12 protein-coding genes and 2 pseudogenes are annotated in these 16,442 nt (G+C 54.5%); 6 read left to right on the forward strand and 8 right to left on the reverse strand.

Annotated elements, in window-relative coordinates:
• Positions 1–24: 24 nt before the first annotated feature.
• Positions 25–1,959, reverse strand: a complete 1,935-nt coding sequence (locus VI234_RS12370; protein WP_336330175.1) for a COG1361 S-layer family protein — start codon at positions 1,957–1,959, stop codon at positions 25–27.
• A 484-nt stretch (positions 1,960–2,443) separates the two neighbouring features.
• Here VI234_RS12370 and VI234_RS12375 point away from each other — a divergent pair, with 484 nt between their 5' ends.
• On the forward strand, positions 2,444–3,043 hold the full coding sequence (locus VI234_RS12375) for a TetR/AcrR family transcriptional regulator (RefSeq protein ID WP_008311719.1): 600 nt from the start codon (positions 2,444–2,446) through the stop codon (positions 3,041–3,043).
• Positions 3,044–3,071: 28 nt separating this feature from the next.
• Here the strand turns inward: VI234_RS12375 and VI234_RS12380 are convergent, their stop codons facing one another.
• Positions 3,072–3,542, reverse strand: coding sequence for a hypothetical protein (locus VI234_RS12380; protein ID WP_336330176.1), 471 nt, complete (start codon positions 3,540–3,542; stop codon positions 3,072–3,074).
• A gap of 496 nt (positions 3,543–4,038) precedes the next feature.
• Between VI234_RS12380 and VI234_RS12385 the strand changes: the two genes are divergently transcribed.
• Positions 4,039–4,395: a HalOD1 output domain-containing protein gene (locus tag VI234_RS12385; protein WP_336330177.1), complete on the forward strand. Its 357-nt coding sequence runs from the start codon at positions 4,039–4,041 to the stop codon at positions 4,393–4,395.
• A gap of 537 nt (positions 4,396–4,932) precedes the next feature.
• On the opposite strand, the gene VI234_RS12390 is transcribed toward VI234_RS12385, so the two are convergent.
• Together VI234_RS12390 and VI234_RS12395 are read right to left on the reverse strand one after the other, a co-directional pair.
• A complete protein-coding gene (locus VI234_RS12390) occupies positions 4,933–6,177 on the reverse strand; it encodes a Cdc6/Cdc18 family protein (protein WP_004594978.1) in 1,245 nt (414 codons plus the stop codon).
• 1,103 nt (positions 6,178–7,280) lie between these two features.
• Positions 7,281–7,886, reverse strand: coding sequence for a helix-turn-helix domain-containing protein (locus VI234_RS12395; RefSeq protein WP_442905024.1), 606 nt, complete (start codon positions 7,884–7,886; stop codon positions 7,281–7,283).
• A 140-nt stretch (positions 7,887–8,026) separates the two neighbouring features.
• On the opposite strand from VI234_RS12395, the gene VI234_RS12400 reads away from it, so the two are divergent.
• A complete protein-coding gene (locus VI234_RS12400; protein WP_336330178.1) occupies positions 8,027–8,716 on the forward strand; it encodes an NADH-quinone oxidoreductase subunit B in 690 nt (229 codons plus the stop codon).
• A 136-nt stretch (positions 8,717–8,852) separates the two neighbouring features.
• Here VI234_RS12400 and VI234_RS12405 read toward each other — a convergent pair whose 3' ends face one another.
• Positions 8,853–9,818: a hypothetical protein gene (locus VI234_RS12405; protein ID WP_014031340.1), complete on the reverse strand. Its 966-nt coding sequence runs from the start codon at positions 9,816–9,818 to the stop codon at positions 8,853–8,855.
• A gap of 334 nt (positions 9,819–10,152) precedes the next feature.
• On the opposite strand from VI234_RS12405, the gene VI234_RS12410 reads away from it, so the two are divergent.
• Positions 10,153–10,809 carry a hypothetical protein gene (locus VI234_RS12410; protein WP_008311702.1) on the forward strand — a complete coding sequence of 219 codons (657 nt, stop codon included), beginning with the start codon at positions 10,153–10,155 and terminating at the stop codon, positions 10,807–10,809.
• Between the two features lie 25 nt (positions 10,810–10,834).
• Entirely contained in the window at positions 10,835–11,392 is a 558-nt protein-coding gene (locus VI234_RS12415; RefSeq protein ID WP_008311700.1) for a helix-turn-helix transcriptional regulator, read from the forward strand.
• 62 nt (positions 11,393–11,454) lie between these two features.
• Here VI234_RS12415 and VI234_RS12420 read toward each other — a convergent pair.
• Positions 11,455–12,669 (reverse strand): annotated as a pseudogene (locus VI234_RS12420) (ABC transporter substrate-binding protein).
• A gap of 868 nt (positions 12,670–13,537) precedes the next feature.
• Here VI234_RS12420 and VI234_RS12425 point away from each other — a divergent pair.
• Positions 13,538–13,654: pseudogene (locus tag VI234_RS12425) on the forward strand (IS5/IS1182 family transposase); the annotation flags it as partial.
• 78 nt (positions 13,655–13,732) lie between these two features.
• Here VI234_RS12425 and VI234_RS12430 read toward each other — a convergent pair.
• The gene (locus VI234_RS12430; protein ID WP_336330179.1) at positions 13,733–14,962 is read right to left on the reverse strand and encodes an HAD-IIA family hydrolase; all 1,230 of its coding nucleotides are present in this window, start codon (positions 14,960–14,962) and stop codon (positions 13,733–13,735) included.
• Between the two features lie 390 nt (positions 14,963–15,352).
• Positions 15,353–16,423, reverse strand: coding sequence for a D-xylose 1-dehydrogenase Gfo6 (gfo6, locus tag VI234_RS12435; protein ID WP_336330180.1), 1,071 nt, complete (start codon positions 16,421–16,423; stop codon positions 15,353–15,355).
• Positions 16,424–16,442 lie beyond the last annotated feature (19 nt).

A 16,442-nucleotide genomic window follows, 5' to 3' on the forward strand; every position in this document is an offset into this window, starting at 1 on the left:
GACATAGATGTTAGCTTCAGACGGTTACTGCCGCCTGTACCAGACGACGCCGCCAACAACGGCAAGGAGTCCAATGCCACCAACCAGCCACAGTGGCGTCCCACCGTCCCCGGATTGGTCCGTGACTTCTATCGGGAGACTGTAGGTATCCGAAACCCGTTTTTCGCCGTCAGGCGTCTCATACTGGAAGTCCAGATTGAGCGGATAGGTCTTGTCTAGCGCGTCGCTTCCCGCCGAGAGTTGGACTGAGACCGTTTCTGACGCTCCGGGGGCCAGTTCAGCGATGAACGTTTCATCATCACTGCTACTGAGCGGATCATTGACGAACGCCTTCCCCTCAATGCTGGTCAGTGTTTTGTTCTTTGTGTTGGTTATTGTAAACGTAATTGACCGGTCTTGGCCCACACCGAGCGTTGAATTTTCCACTTCGATGTCGAATTCGTCCTGACTGCCAGCCACTTGTGAGCGAACTTCGAGTGTATCTGCTTCAACCCTGTCGCCGTTATCGTCGCGGTAGCTCACTCCGAAGTCAAACTGCCGAGCGCCTGCCTCCGCGCTGTTGGACACGTCAACGCCGAAGTTGAAGTTGGCCGTTTCGCCTGCATCGAGATCTCCAACAGCGTACTGTGATTCTTTTGGCGACAGTGTCGACTGTTGGCTTTCCCATGCGATAACGACGTTCTCGACGTCACGCGTTCCAGTGTTTGTGAGGGTTGCACTCAGTGACCCGTCCTCTCCGGCCTGGAGCGACGTTTCGACGTTAGACACGTCGAAGTTCTGCTCAGGCGCAGGACTGAGGCTTAGCCGGACATCGTCATAGGTACTGGTATCGCCCTCTTGATCCTCATACTGTACGTTAGCCGACAGCGCGTAGCTTCGTTCCTCAGCATCGGGACTCGCTGTTGTATCGACGCGAACAGTCCGAACTTCTCCGGGTTCCCATTCCCCCACATAGGCGGTTGTTGAGGAGCTCTTTCCAAACGTTATATCCGCGTTCTCTGAGACAAACGTAACAGAGGAGTCATTCACGGTCAACGGGCCTGTGTTGCGGAGTTGAACCTCGTACGTTCCTGTGTTACTAACGGCGACAGAACTGCTTGAATTGACAACCGAGAACTGCTGTTCCGGGTCAGGTGTGACTGCGACGGACTGTCCCACGGATTGTGTCCGGAGGCCATCCTCGTTATCAAATGCAACCGACAGCTCAAATCCGTACGACTCCGGTTCCGCGGCTTCGGCAGAACTCACACGGTAGTTGAACGTCCGGACTTCTCCCGGTTCCCACTCATCAACGAATCGTGAGGTGGCATCGCCGCCACTGACAGCGAGGTCCTGATTCTGTGATTGGAGCGTTACCGCGGCATCCCGTGCGGCGCTCTCTCCGGTATTTTCGACGCTAACTGCCACCGTACCTGTTGAGGCAACGCGTGCATTGGAGTCAATATCAGTCACATTGAAGGTGGCATCATCGGTGACGTCGATTTCAATATCAACGGAACGAGTTTTTCTGTCTTCGTCTCGTGCCCCTGTTCCCTCGGAAATGTAGCTTGTGTGTTTGTAATTGAGCCTCAGTTGTGCGTCGTACGTACCGGAACTAGCGTCTTCGTCCACGCTGATATCGAACGGCACTGTCGTCTTCGGCCCCGCCTGTAGCGTGCCGAGGCTTCGTTTCGAGTTTTTCACTGAAATGGGAGCGTCACCAGAACCGAGTGACACAGTAAGCCCCTTTGCCGTTGTTACCTCGTTGTTCAACGCCGGATTTCGAGTGGAGCCGCTATCGAGTTCCCCGCTGTTGACCAGTGAAATTTCTATGGTCTTTTGTTCACCCGGAGCGACGGTATCATCTTCAAGCGTTGCCGCAATATCGGGGCTCCCAACGACCGCAGCGGTTGCCGTTCCGCTGGTGACGGTAATCCCGATTACAGCCAAAAGTAGCAGTTTAGACTTTGTAGAAACCATGTTAATTGAGCGCCCATCCAAGCTCCGTCTCGTCGTTATCGATCAACCGTCTCGGAATTCTTCGTTTGTGAGTAGCCATTTCGTGGTGTTGACTAAACGTTCAATCACATATAGTGCTTTCGTATCTTTCGGGGCCAGAGAGAAACTGGTGTCCAGTCAAAGCTACCGCTACCTCGCTATCCACCGATGTCAACACAGGTTCTACAGATCTTGTGGGACATTAGAGGGTGAGACAGCAGAGGAATGTATGTACGAGTACAGTGAACGTGAAGACAGTCCAGTGCGCTCCGTTGAGACAGCGGACCACAATACGCTTAAGTTTATTGAATGTATAATCAATCATATAGTTATCTGTAACCGTACCCGCTACTCAGTTCAATGATAGAAAATACCACCCAGATTGGTCTAGTACTCTACAGAGAGAGTGGAGAAACCGTGAGCCATTTGAACCGTAGCAGACAAGCAGGAAACGGTCGAGGTAAAGATGACTAACGAGATATCCTTTTTCCAGAACCCAGATGGAACCCGCGAGGAGATACTTGAAGCTACATTCTATGCGTTACGTCAGCACGGGTACGCGGATCTTACTATTTCAAAGATAGGTGACGAGTTTGGGAAGAGCCAATCGCTCATATACCATCATTACGACAATAAGGACGAGTTGTTGGTAGACCTCCTAGATTATATGCTGGAACAGGTCGAGAATCAGGTCCCGCTGCCCAACCAGTCCCCTGAAGAGTATATCGAGATAATCGTTGACGAAATATTTGGCACCAGCAGCAACAGTGATGTCGAGTTTTCGCAGGCTGTAATTGAACTGCGAGCGCAAGCGGCACACGACGACGATTACAACCGCCTCTTTCGCAGAAGTGATGACTTTATTCGAAAACAAATCGCCCGTGTCATCCGAGCGGGTGTTGATGCAGGCGCATTTGATGTCGAAGACCCATCTCAGACAGCCGCGCTGTTCCACACGGTTTTAGTCGGCATTCAGGCGGAACGGATTACCAGTGACGAGGAGACTATCGACGACGTGAGAGCCGAGTTTCGGCGGTATGTCGAGAACTGTTTACTTTCTGAATAGCCGGTCAAAGTCAGGTCCTGCTGAGAGATTAGCTGCCCCCGTCAGCCGTCATGCCGCCGCCGGGCATCGACTGGCATTCTCCTCCGGGTTTCCGGATCGGCTCGACCGAACCCCACGAGTGGAAGTCCCACCGCATTGACTCGGCTTCGATGCGTCGCGGATACCCGGAGTCCGCGAGGATGTAGTATGTGACCGGCTCCTGAGAGCCGTCCTGAGAGAGTTCATACACCAACACTTCCTCGCCATCGATGGTATCCCGGCCGACCGGCGTGATGTCTGGGTTTTCCTCCGGCTGGTCGGAGAACTGACCCGGATCAACCTCGTCACGGTCCATCCCCTGTTGCATCGTTCCCCGGAGACACTGCCCTCCAGTAACGGTGTACGTGCTGTTCCCGATACGGTACATTTCCATCTGTTGTCCCTGCTGGTCAAACGACCAGTACATATCCCCTTGATAGAAACGACCAGTCATCTCGACGGTCTGCCCCCCGGACTGCATTGTAGCTGTCATCGCGTACGATTCCGGAAACCGCGTGACCTGTCCGAACTGTGCTGACCTGTCGTCGGCTCCGCTGACCGGCGATGCATCCGTGCCGGTTGTCCCACCTGATTCAGGAGACGGTTCGCCTCCGCCGCCACTCTCTGTTTCGTCTGATCCACTATTTTGATCGCTGCTGCAACCGGCGAGTACGGTCAATCCCGAACACACGGCTCCGAGTAACTGCCGTCTGGGTAGTTGATGCATGGAGGCGGATACCCTCAACGGGCAAATACTACCGACCATTTCATGACTATTGTTATCATATACATACTACTCTGCTCCCGAATGAATTCATCGTATGCGTATAGACTGGTCAATGCAGTACGAAATAGCTATACCGCATAGCTCAGCAAAATAGCTACTTGCTTGTTCAAGATTGGAGTGAAGAGAGTTGTGATTATGCCCGAATATTCATACATGTATTATATGTACGTTCCAGTTGTTTACTAGATAGATGACTGACGACAGCCAGAGCGACGAGGCTGATGGGGATGAGAGACGATTTGCGGGAGCGAGTGGCACTCTAACTGAAGTTCAGTACGATCCAACCAGCGACCAGGAGCTTGCTACGGTCATTGTTCAGGCCGTTGCCGATCAGTCGGGAACAGAACCATATCGTGAGTCGCCGTTGCACGACTACATCGATGTCGATGCCATTGAGACACTACTATTCGGTACACAGCCAGACCAGTCAATCGGCTCAGCGAGCCAGAACATCACCTTTCGATACCGCAACATTATCGTCACAGTTCGCGCTGACGGTGTGATCCAGCTGTCGGCCACTGACGCCAGCCGTGCAAGAAAGAACTAATCGCTGGGGTACAGGACATCTCGTCTGGGTTGGTAGCCTCCTTGCATATGCACTCCACTGCCGATATATCCCAAAAGGTCCACCGCCTGAATTGCATACTTCTTACCACCGGAGGCCCAGACCACGACAGTCTACAATAATCGGTCCGATTGGGCTGTGCCGGGAGGGGATTACGAGATAGGTTAAATGAGAGATTCGTTCCCAGTGATGGACGAGAGAGTCCCCGATTTTCGAACAAGCTATCGTTTGACCCGGAAAACTAGTATCCAGTATGGCTCTCCTGAAAGAGGGGGGTAGCTGCAAACATATTCTACAAATTTGATTCTCAAAAGATATATCGGTAGCTTCCGCGGTAGTTATTATGGCATCAAAGGTAGCGTCGGTACCATTAGACACCACCGTGTCCGTAGTTCTACACGCTCTTGAAGTGAAGACGGAAGCTTCCAATCACCGGCGGCAACACCACCATGTCCGCTGTTCTATCTCCTGAAAACCGCTACGTATCAATCGGTTTCGACACCACCATGTCCGCCGTTCCTAAGTGGACTGGAAGTCCGAAAGCGTCGCTTCGCTATCAACGAGGTTAGTGACGGATTTGTGGATTCCAACATCGTCGACAGTCTTCTCAAGCGCTGCGAGAATCATCTCCGGGTCCATTTCGAGAGAGTACTCGCGATAGGTTCCCCCACGTCGTCCCTCGTTCCGCTCGATTGCCGAGATGATACCTAACATCGACAGCTCGCCGAGGTGATCACGCATCCGGCGTGGGACAAGCGGATCGATCCCTGCCTTTTCGGCGAAGTTCGTGTATCGAGGTCTGATATCCCGTGTCCGGGCTGGCGTCTTCCCTTCCTGGTCGAGCGTAACCATTGCGTACACGACCAGATGACCGTGTTGGGTCAGTCCCGAAATACCTTCCTGAATCCGGCCTCGTTCCAGAACGTCGCGGGCCTCTCTAACGAGGTCTTCCGAAATCGTATCCGTATCCTTGTCGCGGGCCAGGTCGCCCGTTTTCATGAGCAAGTCGAGAGACTGCCGCGCGTCACCGGCGTCTTTCGCTCCGTACGCAGCGCACAGCTCGATGACGCCGTCTTCGAGGACGCCGTCGTGAAACGCTACGTCAGCCCGCTGTTGCAGGATCTGGATCAGCTCCTTCGCGTCGTATGCGGGGAACTGGATCTCCTCTTCACAAAGGGAACTCTTGACTTTCGGGGAGAGGTCATCGCGAAAAGAGAAATCGTTCGAGATACCGATGATACCGATCTTCGCTGAACTTAGGTTGTCGTTCGCTCGCGCACGCGGGAGTTGATAGAGAATACTATCGTCTTCGATGTGGTCGACTTCGTCGAGCACGATGTAGATAGTCCCGCCACAGGAGTCGAGTTCGGTCCACAGCATGTCATACACCGTTGCACGAGGATACCCTGTCGTACTGATCTGGCTCGTTTCGTCCCTGAATTCGTTGACGAGCCGGGTCGCGATTTGATAACTACTGGAGAGGCCATCACAGTTTAGCATCTTCACTGTGAGATCGATATCCTCGTATTTCGCTGCGTCTTCTTCGAGATGGTCAATTAGATACCGCGTACCAGCAGTCTTGCCGACCCCCGTTTTCCCGTACAAGAAGATGTTGTTGGGCTGTTCACCGTTGATTACGGGTTGGAGAGCCGCTCGATACCGGTTTAGTTCAGTGTCACGCCCGACGAGGTTCTCAGGCTGATAGTCTTCCCGGAGGGCATCCCGGTCCAAGTAGATCTCGGTGTCGCGTTCGAACATCCCCATAGTCGTTGCCTGATGTATTGGAAGGAACATACATAAAACCACCCCTGTCCGCAGTGTCCGGAGTGTCCGCTGTTCTGCTGCTTATAAAAGAATGGTGGGACCCTCCCACCCCACTATGTCCGCAGTAACTAGAAAACGGTAGGTGGGGGTGACACAGAGAGCTATTCAATAAGGAAAAGTTTATATTGGTGTACTGGGAGCTAGACCGTAGTGCAGTTTAATAGCTATAGAGAAAGACGCTATAGCAATACTTGACGCTATCTCTAGCCTAGATAAGATCTAGGTAGTATGCAGACACAATCTAGTTGAGATTAGGTGACATCTAAGCTGTCTAGTTTCTATCTAGATAAAGTTCAGATAGTATCCAGACCGTTCTAAATTGACTACCCTTCGAATCAAATGTGGCTGTTTCCTTCCCCCCTCCCCTCTCTTTCGAAGAACAGCGGACAATGTGGGGTGGGAGTGTTCTCTCCCATTGCTCGCCTAATTTACGGTCTTCAGACCCTCTGTGAACAATTTATCGCGTTTCTATTGTTCAAGCACACACCGCCGTGTCCGCTGTTCTCGTGTCTACCCCCACCAGAACAGCGGACATCGTGGTGTGGTCCAAGCGAAATAACACCACGATGTCCGCAGTACTCGACGCATGATTTCTCAACTGCCCCAATAGAACAGCGGACATCGTGGTGTCTATTCACGATTATGCACCAGACCTCCCCGTCAGACGCCACAATGTCCGCAGTAATATGGCGTTAGAAACTCTCTAACGAAGTGTTACTGCAGACACTGTGGTGTTCTCTGTCTCATCCTGCCCGCTCAACGATTCGGGTTCTGCTTCTGGTCCGGGATTCACTGTTCGCGCCGCACTGGTCACGTTAGTCGTCGCAACGCTCCTGCCCATCTGCCGCGACAGTTACTGTACTCAACCGATCACTGAATACTACTTGCACACTGTTCAGCGACAGCCCAGTCTGCCAGCTATCGCGATAACCAACAATCCACCCGCTGGGTTCTGCTGTTCCCTTCCATCTTGTTCTGCTGTTTCCTCCTATTCGAGCGGTTCAAACACAGTCGTGGTGCATCGATACCTTCTACGCTAGCTGTCATCTGAATACGCGTTCAACAAGCCGTGCCTGCGCCTTTCTGAGATGATTCGATGCGGTACTCGGAGCACAACCGAGCTCCTCGGCGACGTCCTCGACGCTCCCATTTCGCGGGACGTCGTAGTAACCGACTTCCCGTCCTGCGGCGAGTGCTTCGCGCTGACGTGAAGTGAGGCCGATGTCGAATGTTCCAGGGCTGGCATCGTATTCGCCGATCTTCCGGACGTTTACCGTGATTCCGTCGGGAAGTGCATCCCGGACCTGTTCGAGAGTGGCGGGTTCGCCGACGACATCGAACAACACGACTCCGTGCGGTCGGTAGGCAACCGGTGGGACCACCATTAGCGTCGGCTGTTCGAACGCCGCGTAGAACTGTCGTGATTGTTCAGTCTCCCGGCCACGGACGAACGCGTAGAACGCCTGGTCCCGAACGGGTGTAATATCGTAGCTTTCCATGGTTTCGACCGCAGAAAGCGCCGATTCGTAGGGTTCGCGATCGCCGACGATATAAAACAACGTATAGGCGATCTCGTCCTCGACCCCGACTTTCCACGTAACGAGCCACTCGCGTTTGATTGCATCGCTTTCGGTCATAAAGCGGTGCATCGGACGCTGATATTCCGGTGCATACTGGATCTCTAAGCGGAGATATCTCACGGACGAGCCCTGGTGGCGGCTCCCATATAAAGACACTAGTGTGTACGACAGTTCACGTATCCGCTCCCAATATCTATCCGTAGCTGTTCATGAGCAGTGATCGGCGGAATATGGACGACGCACAGTCTGATGAGCGGATATGCTGCGGCAGAAACACGGATACCCGATTTAATTCGACACTTCGGGAGGTGCTCGGTTCGTCCCCGTTCATTCTCACGAAATTCGACGCGTTCATGAACTGGGTCCGGGGCTCCTCGATGTTTGTACTGCAGTTCGGCATCGCCTGTTGCACCATCGAGATGATGGGCACTCTCGCTACGAAACACGACCTCGACCGCTTTGCTGCCGGAGTCCCTCGGGCATCACCGCGGCAGGCAGATCTGATTATCGTCCCGGGGACCATCGTTTCGAAGTTCGCGCCGCGGATGAAGCGCGTGTACGACCAGATGCCCGAGCCGAAGTTCGTCGTCTCGATGGGGTCGTGTACCATTTCCGGTGGGCCGTTTCAGGAAGGATACAACGTCATCAAAGGTGCGGAGCAAGTCATTCCGGTCGACATTCACGTCCCGGGGTGTCCGCCACGCCCCGAAGCGCTGATCTACGGCGTCGCCAAACTGCAGGAGCGCATCGCCGAGGGCGAGTCCTCGCCGGTGACGGTCAAGCCGTACGAACTGGAGCAGTTTGACGACCTCGAACGGGACGAGCTCGTGGACAAACTCGCCAGCGAGATCGACGAGGACGACCTCGTCATGCGGTACGACTGGACTGGCTCGACCTGACCTACTGCGTCGTTACGGGGACTTGACCGTACGATTCGGACTACGTACCTGAGGTGGGGCTTCGGCCCCGATGTAATTGCCGCTCCGGTTCGGTGTGGCTGAAACCCAATAGTGTCTTGGAAGACCAGTTCGGATTTTACGACGCAGCTTCAGTGTAGTTCACTTCGAACGATGTCGTTTCATTCTCACCGTGGTTACCGACGGTCACCGAATCGGTACCGTCAATCCGCTCAACTGCGACCCTCGTCCAGGTACGCTCGACGGTTTCCGATTCGAGATCGATTCGAACGACGACCGTGCGACCGCCGCCTGGCCGTGTGAGTTCGAGTTTGACCTGGCTGTCGTCCGTTGCTTCGACGACGGTCGCGTCCAGCGTGTCCGGATCGTCGAACTCCGTCTGGATGGCGTAGCTGGTGCGTTCGTTCGATTCGATGAGCCGGTCGATGGAGTCCCGTTCGCTTTCGTTGAGAGCGCCGATCGTATCTGTAATGTTCAGATTGAGGCCTTCGAGCTCCGAGTGGCTCGAACGGACAGCTACCGACTGACTGTTGAGGGCGACTTCACCTTCGACAGCTGGGAGGCAATTGTCTACGGGACGGGCGTGGATGCCGACGGTGTCTAACGGTTCGTCCCGGGCGACCGTCTCGTAGTACTGGTTGACCTGAACTTCGATGTGATCGTACGCGCCGAGCCCCGCGTATCCTGATATTTCCTTCCAGACCAGTGACGCGAACTGCTCGCGGCCGATTTCGTCGAACGGCTCGCCGCTGTGCTGTTCGACAAGTGTCACGGTGACACCGCGGACCTGTATGTCAGTCCGAGTTCGGTTCGGGGTGTCAATACGGAACCCGCCACCACAGGTCCGGTCGCCCTGATCGAACGTGACCGTGCCACTATCGTTGGAAACCGTTGTCACCTCGAACGCCGTCGAATTCGTAACTGTGATGCTACCGGTCGTTTCATTGGATTCGGTCTCAGAGGGGGACGATTCGGATGGGGCATTTCCGGCACTCCCATCGGCTACGACGGCTGCGCCGCTGGCAGTGAGCAGGAGTGCCGATACCGCAACCGCGTACGCTGCGAGTCGGTAGTCACGATGCATCTGCATCACTCCGTTGGCGGGGAAGTTTTCGTTTCATTGTATTGGGGGTGATCGGACAGGACGCACGAGCGCGGTCGGTAGCACAGTACAGTAGAGCCGGGCCCGTAGCGGCGGGCCGAGTTCGCAGTGGCGGGCCGAGCATATGCTGTGGGCCGGTGTGCTCGCTGTGAGCGCTGGCCCGATCACGGCATCAGGAGATTATACGAAAACCATTGTAAAGCCCCGTTGGAAACGGGAGTGAAACGGATCTGAAACGCGTTTCAGAGATTGTTCCATTCGTTTCAGTTTACTGAAAACCAGCACTTTCATACGAAAACGTCCGGTCACGACGGACATGGAGTCGGTTAGACGGTCCCGTCTGGTGTTCGTCCTCTCGCTCACCGTCCTCAGTGTGAGTATCGCCGTCTTCGCAACCGCGACTGGTATCGCCGCGACGGCGACAGCTGATACCGGATACGAGTTCGCTATTGAAGACGATGCACTTGTCGAAACGAGCGGCAGAACCACTGAGGTTCTGGTATCGGATGTCAGAACTGTCAACTATATAGAGATCACGAATCTCAACCGGAGCCCCGTTGTGCGGGCCACACCATGGGAACCGCCCGAACTGTCCCGCTCGAAGCGAGCGCGAGCCAAGCGGATTATCACGACGGACGGGTCGGTCCCCGATACTGTTGCATCACCGGCCGACGCAGTGTACACGATGCGGCCGGTTCCACGCGGGGTAGCTAGCGAGAGAGCCGCGGTCGTCGGTGCAGATCCGACAGCGTCGTGGCACGATCTCGCCGCAGTCAACGAGTCCGCCTTCACCGTTCGGAACGGCACGACTGCAGGGGTCGTCGTCATTGAACGGACGGAGCAGCGACTGAGTGATCGCCGTGTACTGGTCGTCGTTGAACCGATCGATCGGGAAACCCGATACAGTGTCGTCGTCGATATCCGAAACGAGAGGATAGACGCGTTCGTCCGACTCCGTGGGGTACCGGAGTAGTCCGGATACATTGCTGGTCTCAACAATGATCGAAAACACCCTCCAACGTAGCGAGGCCGTCGCGGCAGGCGTCTTCGTCATCTCGACCGCCCTGATGCTTTTGCTGGCCGGCCATCTCATCACGCCGACAGTAGCCACAGTCACAATCGGCGAGACCACTGTCCAATCAGGATCTCCGGGGCCGTCCATCCGAACAGTCGATATCGCCGTACTCACAGTGGCTGCGTTCACCTCCGGTGCGAGTGCCGTGGCGTTGTTCCGTGTCGATTGGGGTGCATCGGGTTCTGCTACGGACTCGCCGGACACTCGATCGCCGGACGCTGACCATGACCACGCACCGACAGCGGACCTACTCGAAGCCCGTCGGCAGGAATGGGAAGAGACTGCGAGTCGCCTCGCGAGCAACGAACGGATCGTTTATGAAATCATGCTTGATGCCGATGGGGTTCTTCCACAGAGCGAAATCGTCGATCGAACGGAGTTCTCGAAGGCGACTGTCAGCCGGACCCTCGATACGCTCGAAGCCAAGAACCTCATCGAACGGAAGCGGCGCGGCGTCGGCAACGTCGTCATCCTGTCGTGAATCCCACGCTGATCGGGCGAATTGCTCCATTCGGGCGACAGCGTTGCTGAAACCAGCCGAAGTTATCCGCCCGTAACGATCTTGGCAACGCGGTCGCGGCTGAAAAGCTGCTCATCCGATGGAATCTCTGGATAGTGATTCCCGTTCTCGTAGGGTGGCCACTCGCCAAAGATATCCGGGTAGAGCTGTTTCGCGGTCATTTCGATCTGGAAGAGATTCATGATCGGGCCGTGATATCGCATTCCGTGTGCGTATACGCGGTCGTCTTTGACCGCTGCGAGTTCTTTTCCAACGCTGTGTGACGCGAGCCTCTCGCGGACATCGTCCATGTCGTAGCGAGGTGTCATCCCCCAGAGATGGAGGATTACGTCAGGGTCCGCGTCCAGCATCGTTTCATAGCCGACCGAACCCCAGAGACCGTCCCACGTTTCGTCCCCGAAGGCGTCGTTAGCTGCGAGCGGACGCGTGTCGGCGAGCCAGAACCCCGGTCGGTTCAGGTGATACGTCCAGAATTGGCCGTCGCCAAGTGTAACCCGAACCGCGGTCGGTCGATCTTCTTCGGGTGGAAGCTTCGTCTGGATGGTCTCGATGAGTTCTTGATGAACGGCTCTGAGTTGCTCGTAACGCTTTCGTTCCTGAAACACGGTGGCGACACGACCGAACAGCTCCCTCAGCGTGTAATAGTGGTAGTTCACACTGTAGGATTCTTGCGGGTCACCGTGTGTTCCGCTGTAGAAATTCCCGAAAAAGGGGCCGACATTGTCGACAATTTCCTCGATATCGGCCATATCCCAGTTCTCCTGGGTAATCGCTCATGCGGGGTCGAGGAAGTGAACGTCGCTACCAAGGCTGTAGCAGAACTCCTTGCTGAAATTGTCGTAGGGGTTCGGAAGGTTCTCCCACTCAAAGGAGACACCAGAGAGCCGTTCGTAGTAGTGGTTCATCGATGGCCCAGCCATATCTGGGACGAACATCGAATTGACCGCGTCACCGTGGTTAAGTGCGACTAACATATCTGCATACTGATTGTACATCGTGAAGACGCTCTCCGGTACGGAGTCGAACTCGACCTCTCCGACAGGAGAAAGCGAGGCAACGTAGGACCCCCCATCTGACGGGGTTGATGTGCCCGTTTCCTTGTCACTCGATGTTGCTGTACTGGGCGGTTCCCCACCGTTACTGGAGCAGCCGGCTACGATTGACGTGCCGAGCAGCAGACCACCGCCGGAGAGGTAGTCTCGTCTGGTGAGACTACCTGTCCCGTCTGTCCCGTCCATGGTTTAGGTTGGCCTAATATGGCGTATATGGCTTTCGGATTAACCAGTGTACTTCGCTTGCAGGACGAAGGACTGACCACTCTATCACCGCCGTGAATCTCGACCAACTTTGTTCTATGACAGATTCTTCGGAGTTGTCTGTGGATCCCATCTATATGAACTAATTGGTTATAGATATACTACTATATACCCATCGTTGGTCAAATATGGCAACTATGAATATATAAGTAAAATATCTAGACATCAAAACCGTGATCGTAACACAGGAAGCTCGATCTTATCTCTGAGATCAATATTAACAGTGTGAAAACGTACTCCTACGACTATATGGTTCTACATTGTGACTGACATTTCTTGGATAATAAAACGTACTCAATTTCAATCCGGATGTGATATGCGCGACATCCAATCAGATAGTTGCCATTCTAAACACGATCTTTTGATACCAGCGGCCGCTGAGAGCCTGTCGAGTTCGCCGGCATCGAATAATAACATCTGTACGGATGTTATTACCCTCCTTGCTTCAGCTCTGAGACACAGCCATTTTAAGTGATACCTGGTGCGGTACAGTGTAAACCTTCGCACGACTATCACCCAAATATGACTACCAGAACAGATCTCCAGTTCCGGATTGGGTAGCGGAGGGCAGAGACCTATTGGAACTTCGACCGGCTACAGACGGTGACCGCTGAGGAAGGTCTGATTGAGACGATCCCGGAAGAACTTCTGGAGCCCCACGTTGGGCCAGTGAACAAACACCGAGAGTTCTCCCCGCTATAGTACCAATTGAAACGATGTACACACTGATCGCACTGCTGTCGTTCGATCAGGCGTGCATTGATTTTCAATGGCTACTATAGATATGGTGCGTGACGCTCGCCATGACGACGATACCGATCATCGACGGTCACTCGTCGAGGCTGTGGTTTTCTCGCTCGAGCAGCGGTACGGCGACACGCTTCGGCCACGGACGTGGTTCGCGTAGCTCCGTGAACTCGTTCTGAGAGCGACTCTGAGAAATATCGAACTTGCTCCGTAACATCGGTCAGTACAGCCTGTGAATTTATCGAATTGCAGGTGAGCCATCTGCGTCATTTGCATCGGCTATCCACTGCGGTTGCATCGGAAGGATATCCGACGGTAAATCGTTCATGTCGAAGAATCCGACCTCGAGGGCTTCATCCTCGTCGGCCTCGGGTGTACCCCCTTCGATGGAACACCGAAAGCAATTCGTGACGAAGTGAACTGCCTTGCCTGAGGGATACGAAAACACTTGCTGTTCCGGGTGTGAATAGACGCCTATCAGCCGCTCAACCGCTATTTGCAGTCCCGTTTCCTCGTCAACCTCTCGTGTGATAGCGTCCCCGACTGGTTCGCACCGTTCGACCGTGCCCGTCGGGAGCGCCCACTGCTCTTTGTCGGCGCGTTTCAGCAACAGCACCTCATCTACGTCATTCACTACGACAGCAGCGACGCCCGGACGTATCTCATCCGGCCACGAATAGGGTGGTGCCTCCCATGTGTCGGTTGTGTCCGTGAAGAGGTGTGCAAGAGACGAGATCGTCAAATCAGGTTGCTGAAGATCACGAGCAGATGCGGCAGTCGGTTTGTCCTCGGCCACCAGAATCCCGGTGAGCCCCGCACGGTGGGCGCCGAGAATGTCCGTGGCAGGATTATCGCCAATCGCGGCCGCTTGCACGTCGTCAGCCAGCCCGTCGAGAGCCATCTCGAACATAAGCGGCTCGGGTTTGCCAACGACCATTGGCTCTGTTCCCGCCGCAGTTTCGACTGCTCGAACAATGGCCCCGGCCCCGGGTACAGGCCCGTCTGGGGTCGGGAACGACCCATCCGGGTTCGTCCCCACGAACGTCGCTCCCCGCTGGATGTGTCTCGCCGCCCGCTGGATGTCTTGATATGACGTCTTCTCGTCCGCGCCGACGACCATCGCATTGGGATCGTCGTCCGTGACTTCGATGCCTTCCTCTTGGAGTTCGATTTCCAGCCCTGCGCTACCGACGACAGCAGCGGTGGTCACATCCTGTTGGGAGAGGTAGTGGGCGGTCGCCCAGCCTGACGTGATGATCTCGTCTTTTTCGGCGTCGATCCCCAGCTTGCGAAGTCTGTTCGCGATCGTCTCACGCTGAAAGCGTGGGTCGTTCGTCAGGAATCGTAGTTTATTGTCCCGCTCATTAAGACGATTCACCGACTCGACCGCCTCCGGTAGGGCCTCATCCCCGAGATACACTACCCCGTCGAGGTCAAGTAAGAACGCGTCGAATTGTTCAGAAACCATACCATTTTGTAGCACCATTAGCCACTTGTATCCTGTTGTCGGGGTGCATCTGCAGTTTAACTGAGTGGCTGATTTATCGTCATTAACGAAACGAACTGGCTGTTACTCCGCGTCTAAACAAAGCCGACCAGTTCAAATGTGGTTTCGTCACGTCTACCCAAACAAACCAATCGGACGGCTTATAGCATTTTCCGCTGTTGATCATTGATCACCCAATACAGTGAGTGTAAAACCAATGTCAGGGTCGCTTCTGTTCACAGATCTTGAGTATTATACTGTGATCACGCTGTACTCCGTTTTGACTGGGATAACGCGATAGCCGTGATCGCCACCTGAATAAATCTAAACCAATCTGACAGCGCTGGGACCAGATAAATTCGAACGAATCAGTTACAGTTTGACGACGTCGCCGCTCTCCGCGGCTTTGTGAATTGCCCGGATGATTCGCATATCCTGGAGGCCGTGGCGGCCGTCCGGGCCAATGTCAGTACCAGTCAAAACGCGGTCAGCGAAGTAGTCGAACTCCTCCCGCATTTCGTCCTCCGCGTCAAAACTCTCGTGTTCGACAGTTACTGTCGTCTCGTTTCGGGACAGGTGGAGTTTTGCTTTCCCATGGAACGCTGGACGGAGTTCGATCTGTCCGTCCGTCCCAGTTATTTTCAGTTGCGTATCACTGTGGGCGTTCTGGCTATCAGTCGTGACCATTTTGATACCGTCTTCCAGCGCAAGCAATGCCCCGGAGCGTTCATCAGGCACGTCGTCGAAGGCCTCTCCATGAGAATCCATCTGTGACTGCACCGCCAGTGGTTCCCGGTCGAGCAGAAACCGAGTCGTGTTGATCGAGTAAATCCCCAAATCCATCACTGAGGTGCCATAACCTGAGAGTTCCGGATCGAGCCGCCACTGGTCCGTGTCCGGATTCATCTCGAGCAGCGGCTGACTATTGTTTCCGTATACGGATACTGGCTCACCGATGAATCCGTCTTCGATGAGTTCTTTTGCACGCCTAACAGCGGGGTCAGTCTGCATCCGGTAGGCAATCATCAACGGCACAGCGGCGTCCGCACAGACCTCAACCATTTTCTGGGCCCGTTCGACTGTTGCCTCCATCGGTTTCTCGCACAGGATCGCTTTGTCTAACTCTGCGGCTGTCTCGGCGTATTCCAGATGCAAGGCGTTCGGTGTCCCGATGTAGATGGCATCAAACCTGTCGGCTGCCTCCCCGTCGTGGAACTCTGGATAACTGATCCCGTAGTCCACACCGTTCTCGTCGGCGAGACGTTTCGCTTTCTCCGAAGAACTGCTGACGAGCGTTGTAACTTCACCCAGACCAGAGTCCTGAATCGCGGGAAGTGCTAGGTCGATTGTCCACCAGCCAAGTCCTAACAGCGCGTATCGAACCGTTCCGTCCGTGGTGGTTTGCCAGTCACGCTCGTTATACGTATCAATCCAGTCTTTCATACAAATATGTTTTAAACCT

The sequence above is a fragment of the Haloarcula sp. CGMCC 1.2071 genome (assembly GCF_037078445.1).
Taxonomy (GTDB): Archaea; Halobacteriota; Halobacteria; order Halobacteriales; family Haloarculaceae; genus Haloarcula; species Haloarcula amylolytica.

Coding starts and splice junctions, on each gene's coding strand:
- VI234_RS12370 (WP_336330175.1), bottom strand. CDS start 1,959: ATGGTTTCTACAAAGTCTAAACTGCTACTTTTGGCTGTAATCGGGATT.
- VI234_RS12375 (WP_008311719.1), top strand. CDS start 2,444: ATGACTAACGAGATATCCTTTTTCCAGAACCCAGATGGAACCCGCGAG.
- VI234_RS12380 (WP_336330176.1), bottom strand. CDS start 3,542: ATGCAGTCCGGGGGGCAGACCGTCGAGATGACTGGTCGTTTCTATCAA.
- VI234_RS12385 (WP_336330177.1), top strand. CDS start 4,039: ATGACTGACGACAGCCAGAGCGACGAGGCTGATGGGGATGAGAGACGA.
- VI234_RS12390 (WP_004594978.1), bottom strand. CDS start 6,177: ATGGGGATGTTCGAACGCGACACCGAGATCTACTTGGACCGGGATGCC.
- VI234_RS12395 (WP_442905024.1), bottom strand. CDS start 7,886: ATGCACCGCTTTATGACCGAAAGCGATGCAATCAAACGCGAGTGGCTC.
- VI234_RS12400 (WP_336330178.1), top strand. CDS start 8,027: ATGAGCAGTGATCGGCGGAATATGGACGACGCACAGTCTGATGAGCGG.
- VI234_RS12405 (WP_014031340.1), bottom strand. CDS start 9,818: ATGCATCGTGACTACCGACTCGCAGCGTACGCGGTTGCGGTATCGGCA.
- VI234_RS12410 (WP_008311702.1), top strand. CDS start 10,153: ATGGAGTCGGTTAGACGGTCCCGTCTGGTGTTCGTCCTCTCGCTCACC.
- VI234_RS12415 (WP_008311700.1), top strand. CDS start 10,835: ATGATCGAAAACACCCTCCAACGTAGCGAGGCCGTCGCGGCAGGCGTC.
- VI234_RS12430 (WP_336330179.1), bottom strand. CDS start 14,962: ATGGTTTCTGAACAATTCGACGCGTTCTTACTTGACCTCGACGGGGTA.
- gfo6 (WP_336330180.1), bottom strand. CDS start 16,423: ATGAAAGACTGGATTGATACGTATAACGAGCGTGACTGGCAAACCACC.